18 protein-coding genes are annotated in these 20,719 nt (G+C 61.5%); 11 read left to right on the top strand and 7 right to left on the bottom strand.

Annotated elements, in window-relative coordinates; all coding sequences use genetic code 11:
- Positions 1–92: 92 nt before the first annotated feature.
- The 3 genes from KCG44_RS13555 (at position 93) to KCG44_RS13545 (ending at position 5,484) form a co-directional block, all read left to right on the top strand.
- Positions 93–875 carry a PDZ domain-containing protein gene (locus KCG44_RS13555; protein ID WP_218446655.1) on the top strand — a complete coding sequence of 261 codons (783 nt, stop codon included), beginning with the start codon at positions 93–95 and terminating at the stop codon, positions 873–875.
- A 218-nt stretch (positions 876–1,093) separates the two neighbouring features.
- Positions 1,094–2,650 carry a beta-helix domain-containing protein gene (locus tag KCG44_RS13550; RefSeq protein ID WP_218446654.1) on the top strand — a complete coding sequence of 519 codons (1,557 nt, stop codon included), beginning with the start codon at positions 1,094–1,096 and terminating at the stop codon, positions 2,648–2,650.
- 92 nt (positions 2,651–2,742) lie between these two features.
- On the top strand, positions 2,743–5,484 hold the full coding sequence (locus KCG44_RS13545; RefSeq protein ID WP_218446653.1) for a TonB-dependent receptor domain-containing protein: 2,742 nt from the start codon (positions 2,743–2,745) through the stop codon (positions 5,482–5,484).
- 28 nt (positions 5,485–5,512) lie between these two features.
- Here KCG44_RS13545 and KCG44_RS13540 read toward each other — a convergent pair whose 3' ends face one another.
- The 7 genes from KCG44_RS13540 to KCG44_RS13510 all read right to left on the bottom strand — a co-directional run bounded on the left by KCG44_RS13540 (position 5,513) and on the right by KCG44_RS13510 (position 13,598).
- Positions 5,513–6,253 carry a prepilin peptidase gene (locus KCG44_RS13540; RefSeq protein WP_218446652.1) on the bottom strand — a complete coding sequence of 247 codons (741 nt, stop codon included), beginning with the start codon at positions 6,251–6,253 and terminating at the stop codon, positions 5,513–5,515.
- Between the two features lie 148 nt (positions 6,254–6,401).
- Entirely contained in the window at positions 6,402–7,790 is a 1,389-nt protein-coding gene (lpdA, locus tag KCG44_RS13535) for a dihydrolipoyl dehydrogenase (protein ID WP_218446651.1), read from the bottom strand.
- Positions 7,791–9,152: a dihydrolipoamide acetyltransferase family protein gene (locus KCG44_RS13530; RefSeq protein ID WP_369411991.1), complete on the bottom strand. Its 1,362-nt coding sequence runs from the start codon at positions 9,150–9,152 to the stop codon at positions 7,791–7,793.
- A complete protein-coding gene (locus KCG44_RS13525; protein ID WP_218446650.1) occupies positions 9,149–10,165 on the bottom strand; it encodes an alpha-ketoacid dehydrogenase subunit beta in 1,017 nt (338 codons plus the stop codon). The genes KCG44_RS13530 and KCG44_RS13525 overlap by 4 nt, the downstream gene beginning before the upstream one ends.
- Positions 10,165–11,397 (bottom strand): 3-methyl-2-oxobutanoate dehydrogenase (2-methylpropanoyl-transferring) subunit alpha, encoded by a 1,233-nt coding sequence (locus KCG44_RS13520; RefSeq protein ID WP_218446649.1) that lies wholly within the window; start codon positions 11,395–11,397, stop codon positions 10,165–10,167. The genes KCG44_RS13525 and KCG44_RS13520 overlap by 1 nt, the downstream gene beginning before the upstream one ends.
- Positions 11,398–11,521: 124 nt before the next feature.
- Positions 11,522–12,205, bottom strand: a complete 684-nt coding sequence (locus tag KCG44_RS13515) for a nitroreductase family protein (RefSeq protein WP_218446648.1) — start codon at positions 12,203–12,205, stop codon at positions 11,522–11,524.
- A 172-nt stretch (positions 12,206–12,377) separates the two neighbouring features.
- Positions 12,378–13,598: an NHL repeat-containing protein gene (locus tag KCG44_RS13510; RefSeq protein ID WP_218446647.1), complete on the bottom strand. Its 1,221-nt coding sequence runs from the start codon at positions 13,596–13,598 to the stop codon at positions 12,378–12,380.
- A 155-nt stretch (positions 13,599–13,753) separates the two neighbouring features.
- On the opposite strand from KCG44_RS13510, the gene KCG44_RS13505 reads away from it, so the two are divergent.
- From KCG44_RS13505 to KCG44_RS13470, 8 genes are all read left to right on the top strand, one after another.
- Positions 13,754–14,356, top strand: coding sequence for a phosphatase PAP2 family protein (locus KCG44_RS13505; RefSeq protein WP_218446646.1), 603 nt, complete (start codon positions 13,754–13,756; stop codon positions 14,354–14,356).
- Positions 14,357–14,421: 65 nt separating this feature from the next.
- Complete coding sequence (locus tag KCG44_RS13500) at positions 14,422–14,898, top strand: hypothetical protein (protein ID WP_218446645.1); 477 nt, start codon at positions 14,422–14,424, stop codon at positions 14,896–14,898.
- 2 nt (positions 14,899–14,900) lie between these two features.
- Positions 14,901–15,719, top strand: a complete 819-nt coding sequence (locus KCG44_RS13495; protein WP_218446644.1) for a hypothetical protein — start codon at positions 14,901–14,903, stop codon at positions 15,717–15,719.
- Between the two features lie 4 nt (positions 15,720–15,723).
- The gene (locus tag KCG44_RS13490; protein ID WP_218446643.1) at positions 15,724–16,374 is read left to right on the top strand and encodes a hypothetical protein; all 651 of its coding nucleotides are present in this window, start codon (positions 15,724–15,726) and stop codon (positions 16,372–16,374) included.
- On the top strand, positions 16,374–17,012 hold the full coding sequence (locus KCG44_RS13485; protein WP_218446642.1) for a hypothetical protein: 639 nt from the start codon (positions 16,374–16,376) through the stop codon (positions 17,010–17,012). The genes KCG44_RS13490 and KCG44_RS13485 overlap by 1 nt, the downstream gene beginning before the upstream one ends.
- Positions 17,009–19,111, top strand: coding sequence for a DUF362 domain-containing protein (locus KCG44_RS13480; RefSeq protein ID WP_218446641.1), 2,103 nt, complete (start codon positions 17,009–17,011; stop codon positions 19,109–19,111). Before KCG44_RS13485 ends, KCG44_RS13480 begins: the two co-directional genes overlap by 4 nt.
- Positions 19,108–20,193: an NAD-dependent epimerase/dehydratase family protein gene (locus KCG44_RS13475; RefSeq protein WP_218446640.1), complete on the top strand. Its 1,086-nt coding sequence runs from the start codon at positions 19,108–19,110 to the stop codon at positions 20,191–20,193. The genes KCG44_RS13480 and KCG44_RS13475 overlap by 4 nt, the downstream gene beginning before the upstream one ends.
- Complete coding sequence (locus KCG44_RS13470; RefSeq protein ID WP_218446639.1) at positions 20,190–20,717, top strand: hypothetical protein; 528 nt, start codon at positions 20,190–20,192, stop codon at positions 20,715–20,717. The genes KCG44_RS13475 and KCG44_RS13470 overlap by 4 nt, the downstream gene beginning before the upstream one ends.
- The last annotated feature ends 2 nt before the right edge of the window (positions 20,718–20,719 follow it).

The raw sequence follows: 20,719 nt of genomic DNA, 5'->3' as shown, positions 1-20,719 counted from the left end.
CGACGTGACACTTTATTGACATTTCTCGGTCAATTTCGTCACATTAATGTTTGCGACTAGCTGGAACAGCCGCATCCGTTTAGCGGCGACCTATGGCTATCGAATATCTAACCCGCCTGTCCCGCCGCGAGCGCCTCATGCTGCTATTTGGCGCGGCAATCATTGTCATTCTTGCCCTGGTGTTCGTGTTTTCCAGTACGGATAAAACCCAGGAGACGGACCGCGCTCCCATCCTTGTCGCTCCCCAGCCGCAAATGGCGCGGCCAGCCATTTCGCGTGCCCAGCCCGCGCCGCCCGCAACCGCCACCTGGCCCGCCGGGATCACACTGACCGGTGTTTCCGCCCGGCACGGCGGCGGTGCCGCTTTTTTGGAAATGGCGGACGGGAAACAGCGCCGCGTGCCTGTTGGACGCACCATGATAAGCGGTTGGACGCTGACCGAAGTCGGACCGCGCTACGCGATCTTTGGTACGGCGTCGGGCGCGACTCGGCGTCTCACACTGACAGCTGCGGGCCTGGAGAGCGCAGACGTTAACGGCGCGAAGTCAACTGATGCACCGTCCGCATCCGCAGATATCGGTGCAACCGCTCAGACCGCCACAGCCGCGCGCGACACCGCCTTCACCGCGATGAGCCTAAGCATGGAAGAAGCCGAAGAGGCGGGATATCGCGGCTATCGGCTGACGGCCGCGCCGCCGGTTCTGTCGGCGCTCGGTCTGCGCGCAGGCGACCTGCTGGTGGAGTTCGATGATAATCCGTTTGACGATTCCGAGCGCGTTCAGGAACTTGCAGGAGATGTTGTCGCAGGACGCGGCGGAACGCTGACATATGTTCGCGCGGGCGCGGAACGAACGGTGGAAATTCCCCAGCGCTGACGCCCTACCGGCGGCCACTTGAGTCACAAAAACGCAACATCAATGTCATGTGTTTTTCATAGAAAACTTTTTGTTTTCATTGTCATATAAGCATCATTGTTTGTGACTAGCTCCCGGCTCGAAGCTGCGGCGAAGCTCTTGCCAGGTCGCGGCTGCACGTCCCGCAACACTCGGATCCTCCGACTAGATATTGCTTAGAACCTAAAGGGGTTTTCACCATGTCCTGCACCCGTTCTCTTCTCCTTCTTGGCTCCGCCTTCGCACTTGCCAGCTGCGGCGCTGACGATGTCGCATCTCCCGGTGACGGAATTGTCATCGTTCCGGCACCGGCTCCAACACCTACGCCCACACCCACGCCAACCCCGACACCCACGCCGACTCCTGGCCCGGGTTCGGGACCAGCCGATGACTGCCCCACGGGCACGACGCGCACGAACGAGATTCTGGACTACGGCACAGCGGCGGACAGTGACGATGCGCGCGTTTGCCAGCTACGCGGCGTCATCGGCAACGACCTCCGCCTCGAGGCGCTTCCGGGCGTTGTTTATTCCCTGTCCGGCCGCGTTCAGGTCGGCACCGATGTCGGTCCGACCGATGCCCCGGCAGCGGGTTCGCGGCAGGCCACGCTCAGCGTCGATCCAGGCGTCGTTATCTTCGGCTCCAGCGGCGCGGACTTCCTGCTCGTCAACCGCGGTTCGCAACTGCGCGTCGATGGTACGGCGGAAGCGCCCGTGATCATGACCAGCCGCCAGAATATGGAAGGCACCGCGACGGCCGAATCGATCGGCCAGTGGGGCGGTGTCGTCATTCTTGGCCGTGCACCTTTCTCTGACTGCACGGCGGGCACCGGCGGCACGGCGGACTGCACGGGCGCGGTTGAAGGCACGTCCAACGCCTTCTTTGGCGGCGACCTGCCCGGCGATTCGTCCGGCTCGGTCCAGTATCTTTCGGTACGCTATGCCGGCTTTGAAGTTTCCGCTGGCAACGAGCTGAACGGTATCACGCTGGCCGGTGTCGGCAGCGGCACGACATTCAATAATGTTCAGGTCCATAACAATTCGGACGACGGCATTGAATGGTTCGGCGGCACGGTGAACGGCAAGTTCCTCGTCCTCACGGGTAATGACGATGACTCGATCGACAGCGACTCCGGCTATACCGGCGTCAATCAGTTCGTGATCGTTACGCAGCGCGACTCGGGCGGCGACCATGCCTGGGAAGCAGATTCCGATGGCAATGAGAACCGCCTGCCGCGTCAGGATACCGTCCTTGCCAACTTCACCTTCCTGGCCAATGGCGGCACGGTGAACACGCTGCGCGGCGGCGGCGACTATGTGCTCGCCAATGGCATATATGTTTCACCCACCGGCACCTGCATCGACATTGACGGCGCGCAGACCGCCGCAGCGGCAGATGCGGCGAACGACGAGAATGGCCCGCCGGTCTTCCAGTCGGTCGTCCTTGCCTGCGGCACCGCAGCGTCGGATGACAGCGATGGCATTGACGATCTGGCGCTGTTCACGGGCGGCGGCGACAATAATGATGCTGCATTCACCTCCACCCTCGGCGGCACGTCTGGCCTCGTAAACGGTGCCAATGAGACGGCTGTGACAGCTTTCGACGCGTCGACCCTGAACAGCTTCCTTATCGCCACCGACTATATCGGCGCCGTCAAGGATGAGAATGATCTGTGGTTCAACGGCTGGGCTTGCGGCCTGGGTAGCAGCGAGGCCTGCGAGACCCGTCCGCAGACCATCGTCCCCGCAGGCAGCTAAGCTTCGGGACGAGTATCAAAGAGGGGCGGCGTCCACATACATAGGTGGCCGCCGCCCCCTTTTCACAAGACATATCAAGGGATTGCCCCGCCATGCCGCTGACATCATCCAAAACACGCCTGCTGCTGCTCTCAAGCGCGCTCGCCCTCCCATTTTTCAGCCCACTTTTCGGCGGCGCAGCGTTCGCACAGAGCGCCCAGGACCCCGAAACCACTCAAACCGTCGAACAGAATCCGAATGAGGAGGTCCAGCAAGAGACTCGCCCGGTCGATATTTCTGGTCCGGGGTCGGTCGACGAGGATGAGGTCATTGTCGTTCAGGGACGCTTCATTCCCGAACCCGTTCGCGCGTCCTCGGAAGTCCTCAATGTCCTCGATGCCGAGGCCATTGCGCGTTCAGGCGAAGGCGACATCGCCTCGGCATTGCAGCGGGTCACCGGCCTCAGCCTCGTTGGTGGACGCTTCGTCTATGTCCGCGGCCTTGGCGACCGCTATTCACTCGCCCTCCTCAACGGCTCGCCGCTGCCCAGTCCTGAACCGCAGCGCCGCGTGGTTCCGCTCGACATTTTCCCTACCAGTGTCATCGCTTCGTCCGTGGTACAGAAAAGCTACTCCGTCGCCTATCCGGGTGAATTTGGCGGCGGTGTCATCAACCTGACGACTCTGGCGGTTCCTGAGGAGACATTCCTGACGGTCGGTGCGGGCATCGGCGCCAACACCGAGACGACCGGCGAACTCGGTTACACCTATTTCGGGTCGGATACCGATTTTCTGGGCTTCGACGACGGATCGCGCGATATTCCCGATGCGCTGCGCGCCGCCTTCGCGGCTGAGGGCGGCATCAATCGCGGTCCCAATTTCTCCCTCGAGCAGCTTGAGGGGATTACCGCCGCGCTCAACAACGCCTCCACCACCATCGTACAGCGTAACGACGATATTCCCATCAACGGTTCACTTGAGCTGACCGCGGGAACGGCGATCGATATTGGCGATGACCGCCTTGGCGTCATCGCCAATATCGGCTGGGACAATAGCTGGCAGACGCGCGGCGGGACTCAGCAGTTCACGACAGGTCTGGATGGCGATAACACGCTCGTTCCCACCAGCGATTTTGAATTTCTGGCAACGCAGAACAGGATTGTCGTGAACGGCCTCCTTGGCTTTGGCTACGAATTTGGCGAACACAAGATCCGCTGGACGAATCTATACATTCGCGACTCTCTGAAGGAAGCGCGCCTTGATAACGGGTTTGCGTCAGTGGTCGGCGACAACCGGCTGCTCCGCCAGCGGACCACCTGGTTCGAGCGCCAGCTGATCGACACACAGCTCGTCGCGGAATTCGATTTTGGTGACTTCGGCGCCGACATCCGGGCAAGCTATGCGAAGACCGAGCGCGAAAGCCCGTATGAACGCAGCTTCAGTTACGAGTTCAATCCCGAGATCGGCGATTTCGTCAACGATCTTCGCTCAAACGGCCAGAACGCCACCATCGCATTCTCCGAACTACAGGAAGACCTATATGCGGGCGCGGTTGACCTGTCCTATAATGTGCCCGCCGCTTTCGACATGACGTTGAGTGCAGGCTACTCCTACTCTGACACGAGCCGGAACAGTTTCCGCCGGTCATTTGTCTATCGCTCGGATCGCGCGCTACCGTCCACCATCGCGCAGGCACGGCCCGACTATCTGACATCCGATTTCGTGGTCCGTGAATTCGACGTGCTCCTGCGCGAGCAGGCCGCCGGCGGAGAGGTCATCGAATATGACGCCGGCCTCGAAATTCACGGCGTCTACGCGCAGGTGGAAGCCGAACCCATCGACTTTGTCCGCGGTACCCTTGGGGTCCGTTATGAAACGGCGACACAGACGATCGACACGTTTGATATTTTTGGCGGTGTCGGGACAGGCGGCGATGCCAGTCTGGTCAACACGCGGCTGGAGAATGACTATTTCCTGCCCGCAGGTACGCTGACCTGGAACTTCGCCGATGACATGCAGTTCCGGCTTGCCGCGTCGAAAACCATCGCACGACCGCAGTTTCGTGAACTGGCACCGCAACAGTTTCTGGACATCGAATCCAACCGGACGTTCATCGGCAACCAGTTCCTGCGGGACTCCAGCCTGATCAATGCGGAGGCGCGCTTCGAATGGTATCCCGGGCGCAACGAGACCATCAGTCTGGCCGGTTTCTACAAGAATATCGACAACCCGATTGAAGCCGTTGCCTTTGTGCAGGGCGAGGCGTTTTTCACGACCTTTGCAAATGCGCCCGAAGCGCAGCTTTACGGTGCCGAGCTTGAAGTGCAGAAGCGCTTCACAGTCGCCGATACCGGCTTCTTTGAAACGCGTGATCTCGTGCTGGTGGCGAATTACACCTATACAAAATCCGAAATCAAAGTCGGTAATGAGCAGGTTCTCAACAATGAGGGGCGGCAGGTCGCCGCAAGCACGCTGTTTACCGATGGCGAACCGCTGACCGGGCAATCCGACCATTTGATCAACCTGCAGATTGGCTTTGAAGATTCCGAGAGACTATCGCAGCAGACCCTTCTCCTGAATTACGCCTCTGAGCGTGTGACAAGCCGCTTTGTCAGCGCAACTTCCGGCGGCGGCATTGCCGCCATTCCGTTCAAGGAAGATCCGGGGTTTCAGTTGGACTTCGTGGTACGTCAGGGCATCGAACTTGGCGGTATCGAGGCGGAGCTGAAGCTGGAGGCACGCAATATTCTCGGCGAGGATTATGAGGAATTCCAGGAATTCAACGGTTCCCGCCTTGACCGTAACGTCTTTGAACGTGGCCGCAGCTTTGCCGCCAGCATTGGCGTCACGTTCTAGACGGCACGGCCGCCAGCAACCCGCACGGTCACCAGCCGACCGCATAGGGCAGGGATAAGGAAAAGCTCGCCATCGGCACATATATGTAGGTGCCGATGGCGAGCAACGTGCCAAAGGGCAGCCGGGTCGTACGCCCGATGTCCTGGCCGCGTATCGCCATGATGAACGCGGCAGCCAGTCCTGCCAGTGCCGCAGCCGTGACAATGAATGGCAGCGCCCCGGCGCCGACCCATGTACCGATGGCAGCCAGCAATTTCGGGTCGCCGCCACCCAGCCCCTGACGTCTCGTAATACGTTCATATATACCCGCAACAAGAACGAGCGCCGCCCAGCCAATTGCGCCGCCGGCAAGCGACGATATTAAGTCGCCCTGCAGCGCCGCGAACATGATTCCCGCCACAGCGAGGGGCAGCGTGACGCGGTCCGGCAGCCAGAAATGCCGCATATCGAGAATAGCCAGGCACAATAGCGTCCATCCCATTCCCGCAAGCATCAGGTCCGCGAAGTCATCTGCGATCCATGCGCTCGCCATACCGATCGCAGCTCCCGCTATTTCCAAAAGGGGCAGAAGTACGGCTATGCGCGCCTTGCATGTTCGGCATCGCCCGCGAAGCACGGCAAAGGAAACGACAGGAACAAGTTCCCATATGTCGAGTTGCCTGCGGCAATTGTCGCAACGCGAACGAGCCCGGACAATCCCGTCGTCCCGCCCGGTGCGAAGTGCCACCACGCCGATAAAACTACCCATCACCGCACCCAGGATAGCCATCCAAAGCAAGATCATATTACCAGATGCAATCATCGCCGCAGTTCATCCCTGAATGAGCCATATATGCAGAAGTGTCATGCGGTGGACCGGCTCCCTCCCTGCCATCTCAATGGCGATGGGCCGCGGCAATTGGCGATCCCGATTTCACCTAGATATGAAGCGCGTGACCCAATGCGCGCAGGGCAGCTTCCTGCAAGGCCTCGCCCTGTGTGGGGTGGGCGTGTATCGTCCCGGCAATATCCTCGAGCGTCGCGCCCATCTCCATGGCGAGGCCGAACGCGGCAGAAAGTTCAGCGCAGCCCTTGCCAACGGCCTGCAGGCCCAGCACCAGATGATTGTCCTTGCGGGCGACGACCCGTACAAAGCCGTCATCCGCTTCCATGGTCAATGCGCGGCCATTGGCGGCGAAGGGGAATATCGCAGTTTCAATGTCGTGCTCCCCGTCCCTGGCTTCGTCAGGTGACAGGCCAACGCTAATGATTTCGGGATCGGTGAAACAGATGGCGGGAATGGCCACCTTGTCCCATTTACGCGGTTCGCCCGCGACGATTTCGGCGACCATTTCGCCCTGCGCCATGGCGCGGTGTGCGAGCATGGGTTCGCCGGTCACGTCACCGATGGCATAGAGCCCCGCCATGCTGGTGCGGCATCGCTCGTCAATGCGGATGTGGCGTCCGTGCATATCCAGTACCAGATTCTCGCGGCCCCAACCTTCCGTCAGCGGACGGCGGCCGACCGTCACCAGAATCTTGTCCGCCTTGACGGTTGCGTCTTTGCCGTCGGCGGTTTCGATCTGCAGGCCGGTTGCCGCCTTGCCTTTTGCCTTTGCGCCGAACAGCAATTCGATACCCAGCGCTTGTGCGCGTTTCTGAACGGGTCTGGTCAGTTCCTTGTCATATAGCGGGAGGATCCGCTCTTCCGCCTCGACGATGGTGACCTTCGATCCCAGCTTGGCATAGGCCATGCCAAGTTCCATACCAATATAGCCCGCGCCGACGATGGCCAGATGTTTTGGCGGCGCGCTCAGCGACAGCGCCTCTGTCGAGGATATGATGTCCTTACCAAAGGGCAGGAAGGGGAGTTCCACAGGCACCGACCCGGTCGCGATGCATATGGCTTCGGCGCGGATGGTCATGGGGCCATCTTCGCCGTCCACGCGAACGGTTTTCCCGTCCACGAACGTCGCCCGGCCCTTCACGGTTTTCACGCCAGCCTTTTTCAAAAGTGCGGCGACACCGCCGGTCAGCTTGCCAACAATGCCGTCTTTCCACGCGATGGTCTGCGCCAGGTCGAGCTTCGGCGTACCGGCACTGATGCCGAGCGGGTTATCGCCAGCGAAGTGCACCGCCTTTTCAAACTCCTCGGCAGCGTGGATCAGTGCCTTTGACGGAATGCAGCCGACATTCAGACATGTTCCGCCGACGGGGGCCGCCTCGACGATAACCGTCTCGATCCCTAGCTGCCCCGCGCGAATGGCGGCGATATAACCGCCGGGACCAGCACCGATAACGAGAAATTTGCAGGAAAGGTCGGTCATTCAGTCCTCGATGAAAATCATGGCGGGGGCTTCCAGCAGCGCCTTGATGCGCTGAATGAAAACGGCGGCGTCCCAGCCGTCGATCACCCGGTGATCGAAGCTGGAGGACAGATTCATCATTTTGCGCGGCACGAACTGGGTGTCCTGCCAGACGGGCATGATCCGCATCTTGTTGACGCCGACGATGGCCACTTCGGGATAATTGATAACAGGAGTTGTGACGATACCGCCCATCGCGCCAAGCGATGTGATGGTGATGGTGGAACCGGACAGATCATCGCGGCTGGCCGTGCCGTCCTTCGCGGCCTCGGCCAGACGGCTCAACTCGCCCGCGCAGTCCCATAGCGACAGCGACTCCACGTGCTTCACCACGGGGACCATCAAGCCATTATCGGTCTGCGCCGCGACGCCGATATGCATACCGCCATGCCGGTGGACCACATTCGCATCGTCGTCATAGCGCGCGTTCATCTGCGGCTGTTCACGGATGGCGCGGACCATGGCCTGCATCAAAAAGGGCAGCAGCGTCAGCTTCGGTCGCCCTTCGCCGCGACCTGCATTCAGTTTCGCGCGCAGCTCTTCCAGCGCGGTGACGTCGATTTCCTCGACATAGGTAATGTGCGGAATGCGCGACTTGGCGGTCGCCATCTTCTCGGCGATCTTGCGGCGCAGGCCAACGATCTTCACATCATCGACGGACGTGTCGCGCGTCCGCCTGGCAGAATGAGCCGCGGCTTCGCCGCCCGATGCGATGAAGGCGTCCAGATCGTCCATGGTGATCCGATTTGCCGCAGCGCTTCCCGGTACCCGGCGCAGGTCGATACCCACATCCATCGCCCGGCGGCGGACAGCGGGGGACGCCAGTGGTTTTTCTCCGTCCGCGCGCGGCACGGCAGCGATCGGCTTGTAATTGCCGGACGGCGCGGACCCCGGTTTTGCCGGGGCAGCGGGCTTGGCGTCTGGAACAGCCGCATCTGGCTGGGCGGTCTCGGCAGGCGCGGGCGCGGTGCCCTCCTGCGCGCGGGCGGCGGCGCCGGGCGACTGCGGTTCGGAACCATCGTCAACGGCAGACCGCATGACGGGTTCATCCATCTCGCCGGGCGTGGCATTGCCGTCCCCCTCGACTTCCATGCGGATAATCGGGGAGCCTACGGCGACGATTTCGCCGATGTCGGGACCCAGCCATATGATCTTGCCATCGCGCGGCGCGGGGATCTCGACCGTGGCCTTGTCGGTCATGACGGCGGCGAGGACCTGATCCTCACGCACCTGGTCGCCGACCGCGACCTCCCATTCGACCAGTTCCGCTTCGGCGACGCCCTCGCCAATGTCCGGCATCTTGATGACCTGTTCGCCCATCATTCGGTCTCCATGACGTGCAGAAGCGCTTTGCCGACGCGTGCCGGGCCGGGGAAATAATCCCACTCATGCGCATGTGGATAGGGCGTATCATAGCCTGTCACTCGGACCATCGGCGCCTCCAGGGAATAAAAGCAGTGATGCGCAACCAGAGCGGCCAGTTCGGCGCCAAAGCCGCACGTGCGTGTCGCCTCGTGCACGATGACGCAGCGCCCGGTCTTCTCCACCGATGCCTTGATCGTCTCGAGGTCGAGCGGCACGATCGAGCGCAGGTCGATCACTTCGGCATCAACGCCGGTTTCCTCAGCCGCGGCGAGCGCGACATGCACCATGGTTCCATAAGCAAGAACGGTGACGTCCGAACCGGCGCGGCGGATGGCGGCGCTGCCAAGCGGGACCGTATAGTGCCCCTCGGGAACCTCGCCCAATTCATGCTTCGACCAGGGCGTGATCGCGGCTTCGTGATGGCCGTCGAACGGACCATTATAAAGACGCTTGGGTTCAAGGTAGATAACCGGATCGTCATCCTCGATGCTGGCGATTAGCATGCCCTTGGCGTCATAGGGATTGGACGGGATGACCGTCTTCAGCCCGGACACATGCGCGAACAGCGCTTCGGGACTCTGCGAATGCGTCTGGCCGCCGAAAATACCGCCGCCCGTGGGCATGCGTATCGTCAGGGGGGCGATGAAGTCCTTGTTCGACCGGTGCCTTAGCCGTGCGGCTTCCGACACGATCTGGTCGTAGGCCGGGTACATATAGTCGGCGAACTGGATTTCGACGCAGGGGCGCAGGCCATAGGCACCCATACCTATGGCCGCGCCGACAATGCCGCTTTCATTGATCGGCGTATCGAAACAGCGCTGCGGACCGTATTTTTCCTGAAGGCCTTTGGTACAGCGGAATACGCCGCCGAAATAGCCAACGTCCTGACCGAATACGACGACCTTATCATCGCGCTCCATACAGATGTCCTGGGCGTCGCGGATCGCCTCGATCATGGTCATGCGTGCCATCAGATGCCTGCCTCCTGCCGCTGCCGGATCAGATGCGCGGGCGGATTTGCGAATACGTCGTCGAACATGTCCTTGGGGCTGGGGTGCGGTCCGTCGTGCAACGTGCCGTTCTTTTCCGCGCGCTTTTGTGTTGCGATGATATCGCTGTCGATTTCGGCCTGCGCCTGCGCATGCCGTTCCTCGCTCCAGATACCTTGAGCGATCAGATGCTTTTTAAGCCGCTCCAGCGGATCGCCCAGCGGCCAGTCGGCGGCCTCGGTCTTGGGACGATAGCCTGAGGGGTCGTCAGATGTGGAATGCGGTCCTGCGCGATAGGTGACGTGCTCGATCAGTGTTGCCCCGTGGCCCAGATGCGCGCGTTCGGCCGCCCATTTCGCCACCGCATGAACGGCGAGGAAGTCGTTGCCGTCGACACGCAGGGCGGGAATGCCAAAACCGAGACCGCGCGAAGCGAAGGTCGCCGCCTTGCCGCGCGCGATCCCCTGAAAAGTCGAGATCGCCCATTGATTGTTCACAATATTGAGAATGACGGGCGCACGGAATGTCGACGCGAAGACCAGCGCCGAGTGGAAGTCCGACTCGGCGGTCGCGCCGTCGCCTATCCAGCCGGCGGCAATCTTGGAATCACCCGCGATCGCCGATGCCATGGCCCAGCCGACCGCCTGAATGAACTGCGTGCCCAGATTTCCCGAAATGGAGAAGAAACCCTTCTCTTTCGATGAATACATGATGGGCAGCTGTCGTCCCAAAAGCGGATCGGCGCTGTTGGAATAAATCTGGTTCATCATCGTTTCGAGCGGGTAGCCAGCCGTGACCAGCAGCCCCTGCTGGCGGTAGGTGGGAAAATTCATATCGCCCGGGCTGAGCGCCGCCTGGAAAGCGCAGGACACGGCTTCTTCACCCAGCGCCTGCATATAGAAGCTGGTTTTCCCCTGCCGCTGTGCCATCAACATGCGGGCATCGAAGCTTCTGACCGTCATCATGTCCCGAAGGCCCTTCAACGCCTCCTCGTCGGTCAGCGACCCGGCCCACGGGCCGACGGCCCTCCCCTCGTCATCAGTGACGCGGATGATGTCATAGGCCAGATTGTGAATATTCTCGGCATCGACATCGACCGGAGGCCGCGCCGCCGCGCCCGCTTCGGGTACCACAAAACCGCTAAAGTCCGGCGTATCGCCCGGGCGGCATTGCGGTTCCGGAACATGAAGCTGAAATACCTTATTGCCGATCATTCGCGTCCTCACCGTCAATTTAGCCTATTCGTTCCGAATATAGCGCGGCACCCTGCATAGGTCCTCAAGTCCCAAATGGCGATGGCAACTCGTGTCCATCAGGGAAAGTTACCGGTGAAACATCTCAGCAGGCGTCATCGAAACCGACAAACATGGCTGCCTCCTCAACCGGGCGCCGTTCGGATATTACGGCGTTCGCCGGAAAATCATGGTCCGGCCAGCCGAGCGCAATGCTTTTCATAATCACTTGATCATCGGCGATCCCGGCATGTTCACGAACCACCGGGGATTGCATGATGCCCTGACTGTTGATGACCGCGCCCAGTCCACGAGACCAGGCGGCATTGACAAGCGCGGTTGCGACCGCACCGCAGTCGAACGCGGTATCGTCGCTGCCGGCAAGTTCGCGGTCATATGTGATGATGACACAGACAGGAGCGTCGAATTGGCGAAAGCCGCGCATGACCCAGTTCTGGCGCGCATCCTGATCCTCGCGCGCGATGCCCATGGCCGAGAAGAGCTGCTTGGCGACGCCGATCTGCCGCTCGCGGTGCGCGCCCGCAAACGCCTCGCCCGTTCGAAATTCGCGCGATTGCGGAACGCCCGCCGCCATCCGCTCGGTGTTCCCCTTGCGTATTCGGTCAAGCGCATCGCCAGTGATGACGTAGAAATGATAGGGCTGGGTATTCATCGACGAAGGTGCGCGCATCGCCAGTTTGAGAATGTCCTCGATCAGCGCGCGCGGCACGGCATCGGCCTTGTATCCGCGAATACTCCGCCGACCGAAAATCACGTCATCATACTGCAAGAACCATCCCCCTCGTCTCCGACTTTGCAGCTAGATAAAGATTTTCCGCCGCGCGAACACCTGTCACATGGCGATCGGGGAAGGTTCATCGTGCCAGCCCGGTGAACATGGATGCGGGGGACCGTCCGGCTGGGCCTGGACTGGGCCCGGCACCGGTTCTGCCGTACCGGGCTCAGCCGATCAGCGCGGCATGGTGGAAGCCAAGCCGCGGATCAGCCTTTGCCGATAGCGACGGGACGAATTCCTGCAGATCCGGCATGGGGACGCGAAGACGCAGGCTGTTGTCCGGATAATTGTAGATGCTGATATGGTTCATTCCGCGATTGGCCGTGAACAGCAGGCTCTGATCCGCCGACAATTGGCAGCCATAGACACTATCGAGAAGCGACCCCCGGCTGACGCGCAGCGCGCCAAGAAAATGCTGGGAATTGCTGAATATATTGCCTCGGACGAACGTATCGCAGACCTGTGTCACAACCTCTCGCGGGCGCTGGCTGAGGTCTGCCAGACTGGCCTTCTCGTCGATCATCCGGAACCGCGCCAGCCCGTCAAGATCCAGGAAGATCACCGACTGACTGCCGCCATTGCAGAAGATCAGTTCGCTGTCCGACATGGTGATGTCCGAATTGATGTGCGCGGGGGTTTCCCGCCCGGTCGCCCAGTGCCGCACGACCTTTCCCGCCGCCGGGTCGATTTCAAATACATATTCCTTCAGATAGGCCATGCCCCATTCGTGATAATCCTGATGGTCCTGCGGAGCGACGCGGAAAGATATGGCGTAAAACAGTTCCTTCCTTTTGTGCGGCAGGACATGCCAGCACGTCGCAGGCAGCGGCACGATGCGGATCTCGCCCGTTTCCATATCACGGACGCCGACATGGCAGGCTTCGCCGCGCCGACCGTCCGCAGGGCTGTCCATTGAGCCATAGCAAAGATAGCGCCCGGACGGGGTCAGCTTCATGGCGTGCGGCAACTTCACCCCGTGCGGTTCCAGCTGCGCGGGCTCGTCAAGTCTGCCAAGGGAAAAGCGGTAAAAATGCGCACCTATGGCGGTGATGAATTCGTCATCGTTCAGCCAGGCAAGATGCGTGCTGCCATGAAGTGATGTGCGCGGCGTTTCGAAACGCAATGTCGATATACGGGCCTGCTCCTCCAGCGTCTCCGGATCGAAAAACAGCAAATGCTGTCCGGCATTGCCCAGAAATCCGGTCGTTGCGGAAGGATTGATCGCGCAGGCATGCCCGGCCGCAATGCCGTCATAGTACAGGATTTTCCACGCGTAGCTGTCGTCTGCGGGATTGAACAGGAACATGCACATGCCCGCCATACCCTCAAGACCATTCACTCCGTTCCCGTCGAGAGCGACGTAGAAAACAAGTGGATAATCACGCATGACGCTGTGCTCACTTCAAGAGAATAAAGAGGTTACGCATACGTTATCAAATATTTTATCGGCACTATGCTGACTTTGCGACTCTTTTCTGATACGTGACTGTTCGTTCGTCTGTTGAATTGCTTGCCAAACACCATCTTGACTGAGGCGGTAGTATGACAAGATTGACTGAATCGTCCGAGCTTGCTGGCCGAATGCGTGCGCATGCACGCACGGCGCGCGCTCCGGTAGTGCATATTCTGGCTGAAGGTAACGCCAGGGAAATCAATACCGTACGCTGGTTCACGCGGCAGATGCGACAGCCAGCCATTCGTATGTTCGCGCTTGCCGCCAATCGGCTCGCAAATGGCAGCTTGTATCTGATTATCGGCGCGGCTTTCTGGCTATGGTACGGCATGCCGGGCGCGGTAGCCGGCGCGGCCGTCGCCATGGCATTCGGTCACTTGATTTATCCACTGATCAAGCGCCGTTATTGTCGGCGCAGACCATTCAGGTACGACCCATCGATCCCGTCCTTGCTGCCTCCCCTCGACGATTTCAGCTTTCCAAGCGGGCACATGATGAGCTGCGTCGCGGTCCTGACGCCGCTGTGCGTCGCCGTGCCGACGCTGTTACCGGCGATGGCCGCGCTTCTGCTGATGGTCGGCTGGGCGCGTCTGGCAGCGGGACATCATTATCCGACTGACTTGATCGCGGGAAGCCTGCTGGGCCTGATGGTGGCGCTGCCCAGCGCTGCCTTGCAGGTGACCTATGGCTGACCGGCCGGACGTCGGAAAAGACAAGAAACGAAACTGAACCAAATGTACGTTTCCGGAGGGAAGATATGGCGGATGTCGATGTAAATTATGATCCGATTACGGTGAATAGCGGTCCGGTAAATGTCGACATCACCGGCCTCGACGATGTCCGCATCCGATTCCCCGACCCGATCAGGACGGAGGCGGAAGTCGAATCCGAGCTGACGCTGCGCATTCCCGATATGATCCAGACCGACAGCAAGCTCCGTCTGGACAGCGCGTCGGACATCACCGCAACGTCGGACGTAAACGCGAATGTCGACCTGCAACCGGTGGTTCTTGACCAGTGTCTGCGTCTGTCGCTGGCGCCGCTGCCGCCGACCCGCATCTGCCTGCCCAGCCGCCAGCATGTGGGGCTGCGCCTGTTCGGTGTGGAAGTCGTCGGCGTCACGCTGGAGGGAGAGGCACGCATTGATATTTCCGACCTGCCAAAGGCCCCGTTCATAAAGCTCGCCAAGCCAAAACAGAAATCCGGCGGGCTGCGCGTCAGGCTGGGTAAATAGCCATGGCAACTGACGACCTCGAACTGATCGACTGGCCCGAAAAGACGTCGCTCTCGACATCTTCGCGGCGCGCGGCATTGAACTTTCCCGTCACGATGAAAATGAAGACAATCGGTGACATCAATGTAGCCAAACCGGTGCGCGTGAAGAGCGTGAAACCCGTTAGCAACAAAGCCGAAGCCAAGACTGCCAACAGCTACGCCGCGAGCGCGGCACCGCTGAACCTGAGAGGAAATGGCAACATAGCGACCGGTGATGTGTCGCTAAGGCTCGACCGGAACATGCCGCCGGGCGACTATGTGGCATCGATAGACATCGCAGGCCTGGCGCGCGACGTGTCCTTCGGTATCGTCGAGGACGTATCCCTACGGATTCGCCCTGCCCCCGTCGTGATCGACACCGGCCGGTCCCGCATCAGCGAGGCCATGGTGAGCTTTGAAAACCGCGGCAATGTTTCGCTGCCGGTCGATGTCAGAGGTGCTTATCCGCTTGGCCGGGAAGACCCACTGGCGGCGGACCAGTCAAGCGCTGATTCCGCTCTTGCCGTCCTGACCGCTGCGCTTAGCAGGGCGCCGCGTGTCCTGACCGAAATCGGCCTTATCACGATCGACATGCCCGCGGGGCCCTTCACCCTGTCGCCGGGGCAGACCCATTGCGCGCGCCTTTCGGCAAGTTGGGATGCGAAGCTGGATCCGGTTCGCCGGTACCGCGCTTTTGTCCCCGTCTACGCCGCGGAAATCGAGATCGCCGTCATCACTGCCATCAAGCCTGATCTACGCAAACCCGCTACCTCCGGCGGCGGAAAAAGGAAGAGGAGCTGATCCCATGCAGACCCAAATCATAAGACAGTCACCCATCAGCGCAAATGCAGATCCGGTGGCGGCGATAGAAACCCTGGCGCGCGACGTGATGCGGCCATGGACAGACGCCTTTGACAGCTGGCGCGGCGGCGTCGAGGACATGATCGCGCGTAGGACGGGCACAACAAGGCGGACCAGAAATGCAAATGGCTGTGCCTGTGAAGACGACTGCCAAACCGACGATTGCGGATGCACCTGCTGCGTCGCTGACAGCGACCTGGTGATCGAGGCCAGGGTTGGCGAACAGCGCGTCATTCCGATTATCATCGAGAACAAATGGCGCCGCAAAAGAGACATTGAGGTGCAACTGTCCGACTGGGCTTGCGGCGATAGCAAGCTGAAGATCGAAGGACGCATTGCCGACCCGTTGAAGTTCACCATCGAACCCTGCGGCGAGCACAAGCTGATGCTGGTCGTCAGCATTGCGGGCATCGCAAGCCTCAATGATTCGACCGGAACGACGGCCAGACTTCCCGAGGACGTGGAAAGCTGTGTGGTCTGCTATGCCGACCTGCGTATGAAGGGCTGCGATGTGCGGCCCATTCGGATCGCCGTTGCCGTGCTGCCCTGCGAATGCGGCGCATACCGGGTCGACTGCTGCCAGGCCTGCTGCTGATGGAAAAGCGTGCGCAGGAAGCGCCAGGCGCTGCCGAAACCATCGCAGACGTCAGTGAGCTGCTCTCCGAACTCGCCCGCCGCTGGGCGGGCCGCCGCGTTGGCGCGCTGAACGGCTATCGGCAAATCCTCTCCGATTATGGCGCGGGCCGCACAGACGTCCGCAAGACGGCGAGCGCCGCTCTTAGGCTGACGGCGGAAGAAGCGGTGAAATATCCCGGAGAACTGCTTGACCTGGCCTCGGACTATGCAAGCGGCGTCGCGCGGATGGCGGGGCTTTCCGCGAAGGGCGCCCGCACATCGCCCGGCAGCCAGCGTGCGGTCCATGACCTGATGCTGTCCGGAAAGATCGGCGAAACCGCGACGGCAGACATGTTGATTGAAAACCCGCGTGACGCCGAAGTCACCATCGGCTTTGCGGCAACCGCCTTTTCCACCGACGCCCGCGTGACCAAGCTGACGCCCTCGTTTGATCCGCCGACCTGCACATTGCCGCCCGGTAGCGAGCGGAAGATCGCCGTCTCGGTAAAATTGGACGGCCGGACAGTGAACGCTGGCGAGACTTACGCCGCGCAGGCCGTCGTGGACGGTTTTGACGACATGGTACTGCGCCTGAACCTGGCCGTAGACGCCGCTTGACGACCCCGCCGCCCGCAATTGCCGTGGTGACAGATGCGGCGGCGCAGCCTGCGCATCTTCTCGACCGGGCGGCGGCGGCCATCTCGCTCGATCGGCTGGTCCGCGCGGCCCTCAAGGCAAAAGACAGCAATCGCCAGGTCGTGATCGTGCCTGCTATGGCCGGATTTGCGAAACGCTCGCCTGCCATGACGGACCCGGCGCTGGTCGAACATCTGGCCGATCATCTCTACGCCCTCGGCGCAGACTCCGTCGTCATCGGCACGACGGAGAGCAGCGATGCTATGTGGGCGGAAAATCGTGACGTGTTCATGCGCGCAGACCTGCTCGGCTATCGCTACGTAACGCCCGCGGGCCGGGACTATGATATTGTCGATCTGTCGGAAGATGCGGAGGAGTCGCCGTTCCCGGAGGACGGCGTGCTTTGCGGCGTGCCGCTATCCGCGATTTGGCAGAACGCGGCGTTCCGGATCGTCTTCGCCGCCAATCGTACGGACGTGGCGGATGGCTTTGCGCTGACACTGGGTACGCTGCTGTCGGTATTGCCCGGCCGTGACAAGGACAGCCTCTACGTGCGGCAGCGAAATCCGGGCGCGGTCGTGCGCGCCCTCCTCGCCGCCGCGCCCGTCGATCTCGCCCTCATCGATGGCTGTGTCAGCAGCCACGGTGAGGGCGGATGCAGCCAGCCGCTACCGCTGGACACGCACACGATCATCGTCGCGCGCGACCCCTATCAGGCGGATCAGGTTGGCGCGCTGAAAATGGGTCTGGATCCAAACGTCTCTCGGCTGTGGCAGGTGCCAGGCGATGACGGTGATGCGATGATCGGATCGCTGCGTCCCTATGCCGACTGGATAAACGTGTCACCAAGGGCGCGGGATGCCGCGCGGCGACGGCAAAAAGACGCCGCCCTCGATCGCAGCGCAATTCCGGTCCTGCAAGCGGTGGACGAAGCGCTGTTTCCGTTTCGGAATGAGGCAAATGCGCGTCTGAACGGCTGGCTGCGGCAGTTTTTATCGGCGGACGCGGCGCCCGGGCGCGGCACCTACGCGCTGCTCGGGCTCATCCTCGCTCAACTCGCGGAGGCGCGAACGGCGTGGCAGACCATGTTCGCGAAGGATGCCATCATTCGCAGCCCGGCGGCGCTGAACGTACGCGCCGAGAATATCGATGACGCCGAATGGCGGAAAATCGCGCCCGCCATCGCGCGGCAGCGCGCGCTGCTGCGCGGATGCATCGCGGATGAGGAGGGTTTGCGCTGGCGGATGATCGACGATGCGGTCCTGTTCGATTGCGTGCGCAGGTTCCCGCTGCCGCTCGGCGTCTTCGCGGCTGCCGTCCCGGTCAATCGCACCATCCAGTTCATGAACGACTATATTGGCGGCGAGGCCCTGACCGTCGCACGCGATACAGAAGGCCGTGTGACGCGGCAGCTGGAACGCAATCTGTATCTGCCGCAACCAAATTTCACGGCACTGCTTGGCGGCAGCGTCATTGATGTGACGAAGATCGAAACGATCCGATATGGTGCCGGACGCCAGTCCATGGCCTGGCAGACACTGTTCAGTGAAAATGACTCCGCGCTCGCGGACGATGGGCTGGTCGAATTTGCTGGCGTGGGCGATGACACCGTCGTCACGATCTTCGCGCGGCAGCACTTCCGGCAGCCCGCTTTGGTTGAGGCCATCGATCTCAGCCGGTTTCCGGCGCTGCACGACTGGCTGGTCACCGACGCGTACCGCCGTTTCGCGAGCCGCACATTTGCCAATCTGGAGGCCGTTCTGGAGGGGCGCGATGTGCGTATCGGCAAGCCTGCCGCGCGCATTGACGCCGAAGAGCCGCTTCCTGTGGACAGCCTTGCCGCCATTGCCGAACGGCTGCGTGACGACCTTCCTGACGACTGGATCGAGGCATTGCGCAGCCGCGTAGACGGGAACCACAAGGATCAGCCGGTGCCGACGCGCATCGACGCTGACGGTCTGCGCCATTTTAGTGGGCGGGCGGGGGGCGAAGCCGATGTCAGGATGACCCGCGGCGCCGTCAGTGGCCTGCTCAACGACATGACGCGCGCAGTGGCTGTCGATCTTGGGATACGGTCGTGAAAGCGCTGGTAACAGGTGCGAACGGCCTGATCGGCGCCAATCTTCTGCGGTCGCTTATCCGCAAGGGGCACCAGGCTCTTGGTCTGGTGCGGGCGACCTCCGATGTCAGCTACATTTCCGATTTACCTGCACCTCTCTCAATCGGCGATGTCACGGATATCGAGTCGCTCGCCCGGGCCATGTCCGGCTGCGACGTCGTTTTCCACACGGCCGTTCATTTCAGCTATTGGGGCCATGACAACGCCGCCATGCAGGCAACGGCCGTGGACGGCACACGCAATGTCATCAGGGCCGCGCAGGAGGCGGGCGTTCGGCGTGTCGTCATAACGTCCTCGTCCGTCACGCTGGGCGCAGGGCTTAAGCCGATCGTGCGCAATGAAGGAGACGTCGCGGATCCAGACGATGCCGGACAGCCAGGCTATGTCGGCGCGAAGATCGCGCAGGAAATAGCCGCCGCCGATTTCGCAGGAAAGGCCGGTGTGGAGGTCGTGTTCGCTCTGCCCACCATGAGCGTCGGCGCCTATGGCAGCGCGCTGGGGCCGAGCAACGGCGTCATCACAAGCTATCTTGCCGATCCGCTGAAGCTGAGCTGGGCGGGCGGCTGCAATATCGTCGCCGTTCAGGACGTCGCCGACGGGCACCTGCTGCTCGCGGAGCGCGGCGCGGCGGGCGGACGCTATATACTTGGTTCGGAAAATCTGACCTGGCTTGCGATCCACACGATGATCGCACAGCTGGCAGGTGTCGAACCGCCGCGGCACATGGCGAGCGCCCTCACCTGCCAGATCATTGCCGCCGCGGAAGAGGTGCGCGCGCTCGTCACTGGCAGGGCGCCGCTCGCGACGCGGACACAAGCCGCCATGGTCGGGCGGTATTACTGGTATGATCATGGGGCGGCGGCCGCGCTTGGTTACCGCCCGCAAAGCGCGCGGGACGCCCTGGCAGGAGCGCTCGCCTGGCTATCAGCCGGACCGCATGTATCGCGTGAGACGCGCATCAACATGCGCCTCGACAGGAAGGTCCATGCGGCGCGCGCGGCGCGGCATGCAGCAGAGCGCACGCTGGAACGGGAGGCAGTGTGAAACCATTCAGCACGCTCGTCGGCGTCAGAAAACCTCTGCGGGACATTGCTACCGCTGTTCGCGACCGGCTGCCGGAGATCGCACCATCGCTTGCCGATGTCACGAGCATCAGGGTCACGGATCGGGAGGAGATTGCGGACGGCTGCCTGCGGCTCGTCAATGAATGGCGGGTGGACCCGAAACTCCCCAGCGCGGTCAGACAGGCGATCCCGGGCGACAGGCTCGGCTGGAACGATCACGCCCTGTGGACAGCGGACCTGACCCAATGCACGTGGCGGATCGAGCCTTTTTTCATGCCTGGCGCAATTCGGTGTGCGGGGACGACACGCTTCGAAACAGCAATGGGCGGCCGCGGCACAAAGGCCGTCTTCACGGGCGAATTCGATGTCGACCCCGCCGCGCTGTCAAGAATTCCCGTGGCCTGGCGCGGGGCCGCAACTTCCGCAATCGAGATGATTGTCGGATCAATGATCCCGCGCAACTTCCGCAAGACGATCGAGGCCGCGGCAGCCCTTCTGGACTGACC

It is taken from the genome of Pacificimonas pallii, from assembly GCF_019204005.1.
Taxonomy (GTDB): domain Bacteria; phylum Pseudomonadota; class Alphaproteobacteria; order Sphingomonadales; family Sphingomonadaceae; genus Pacificimonas; species Pacificimonas pallii.
Note: the sequence above shows the minus strand (reverse complement) of the source record. Positions and strands in the feature narration are given on the sequence as shown.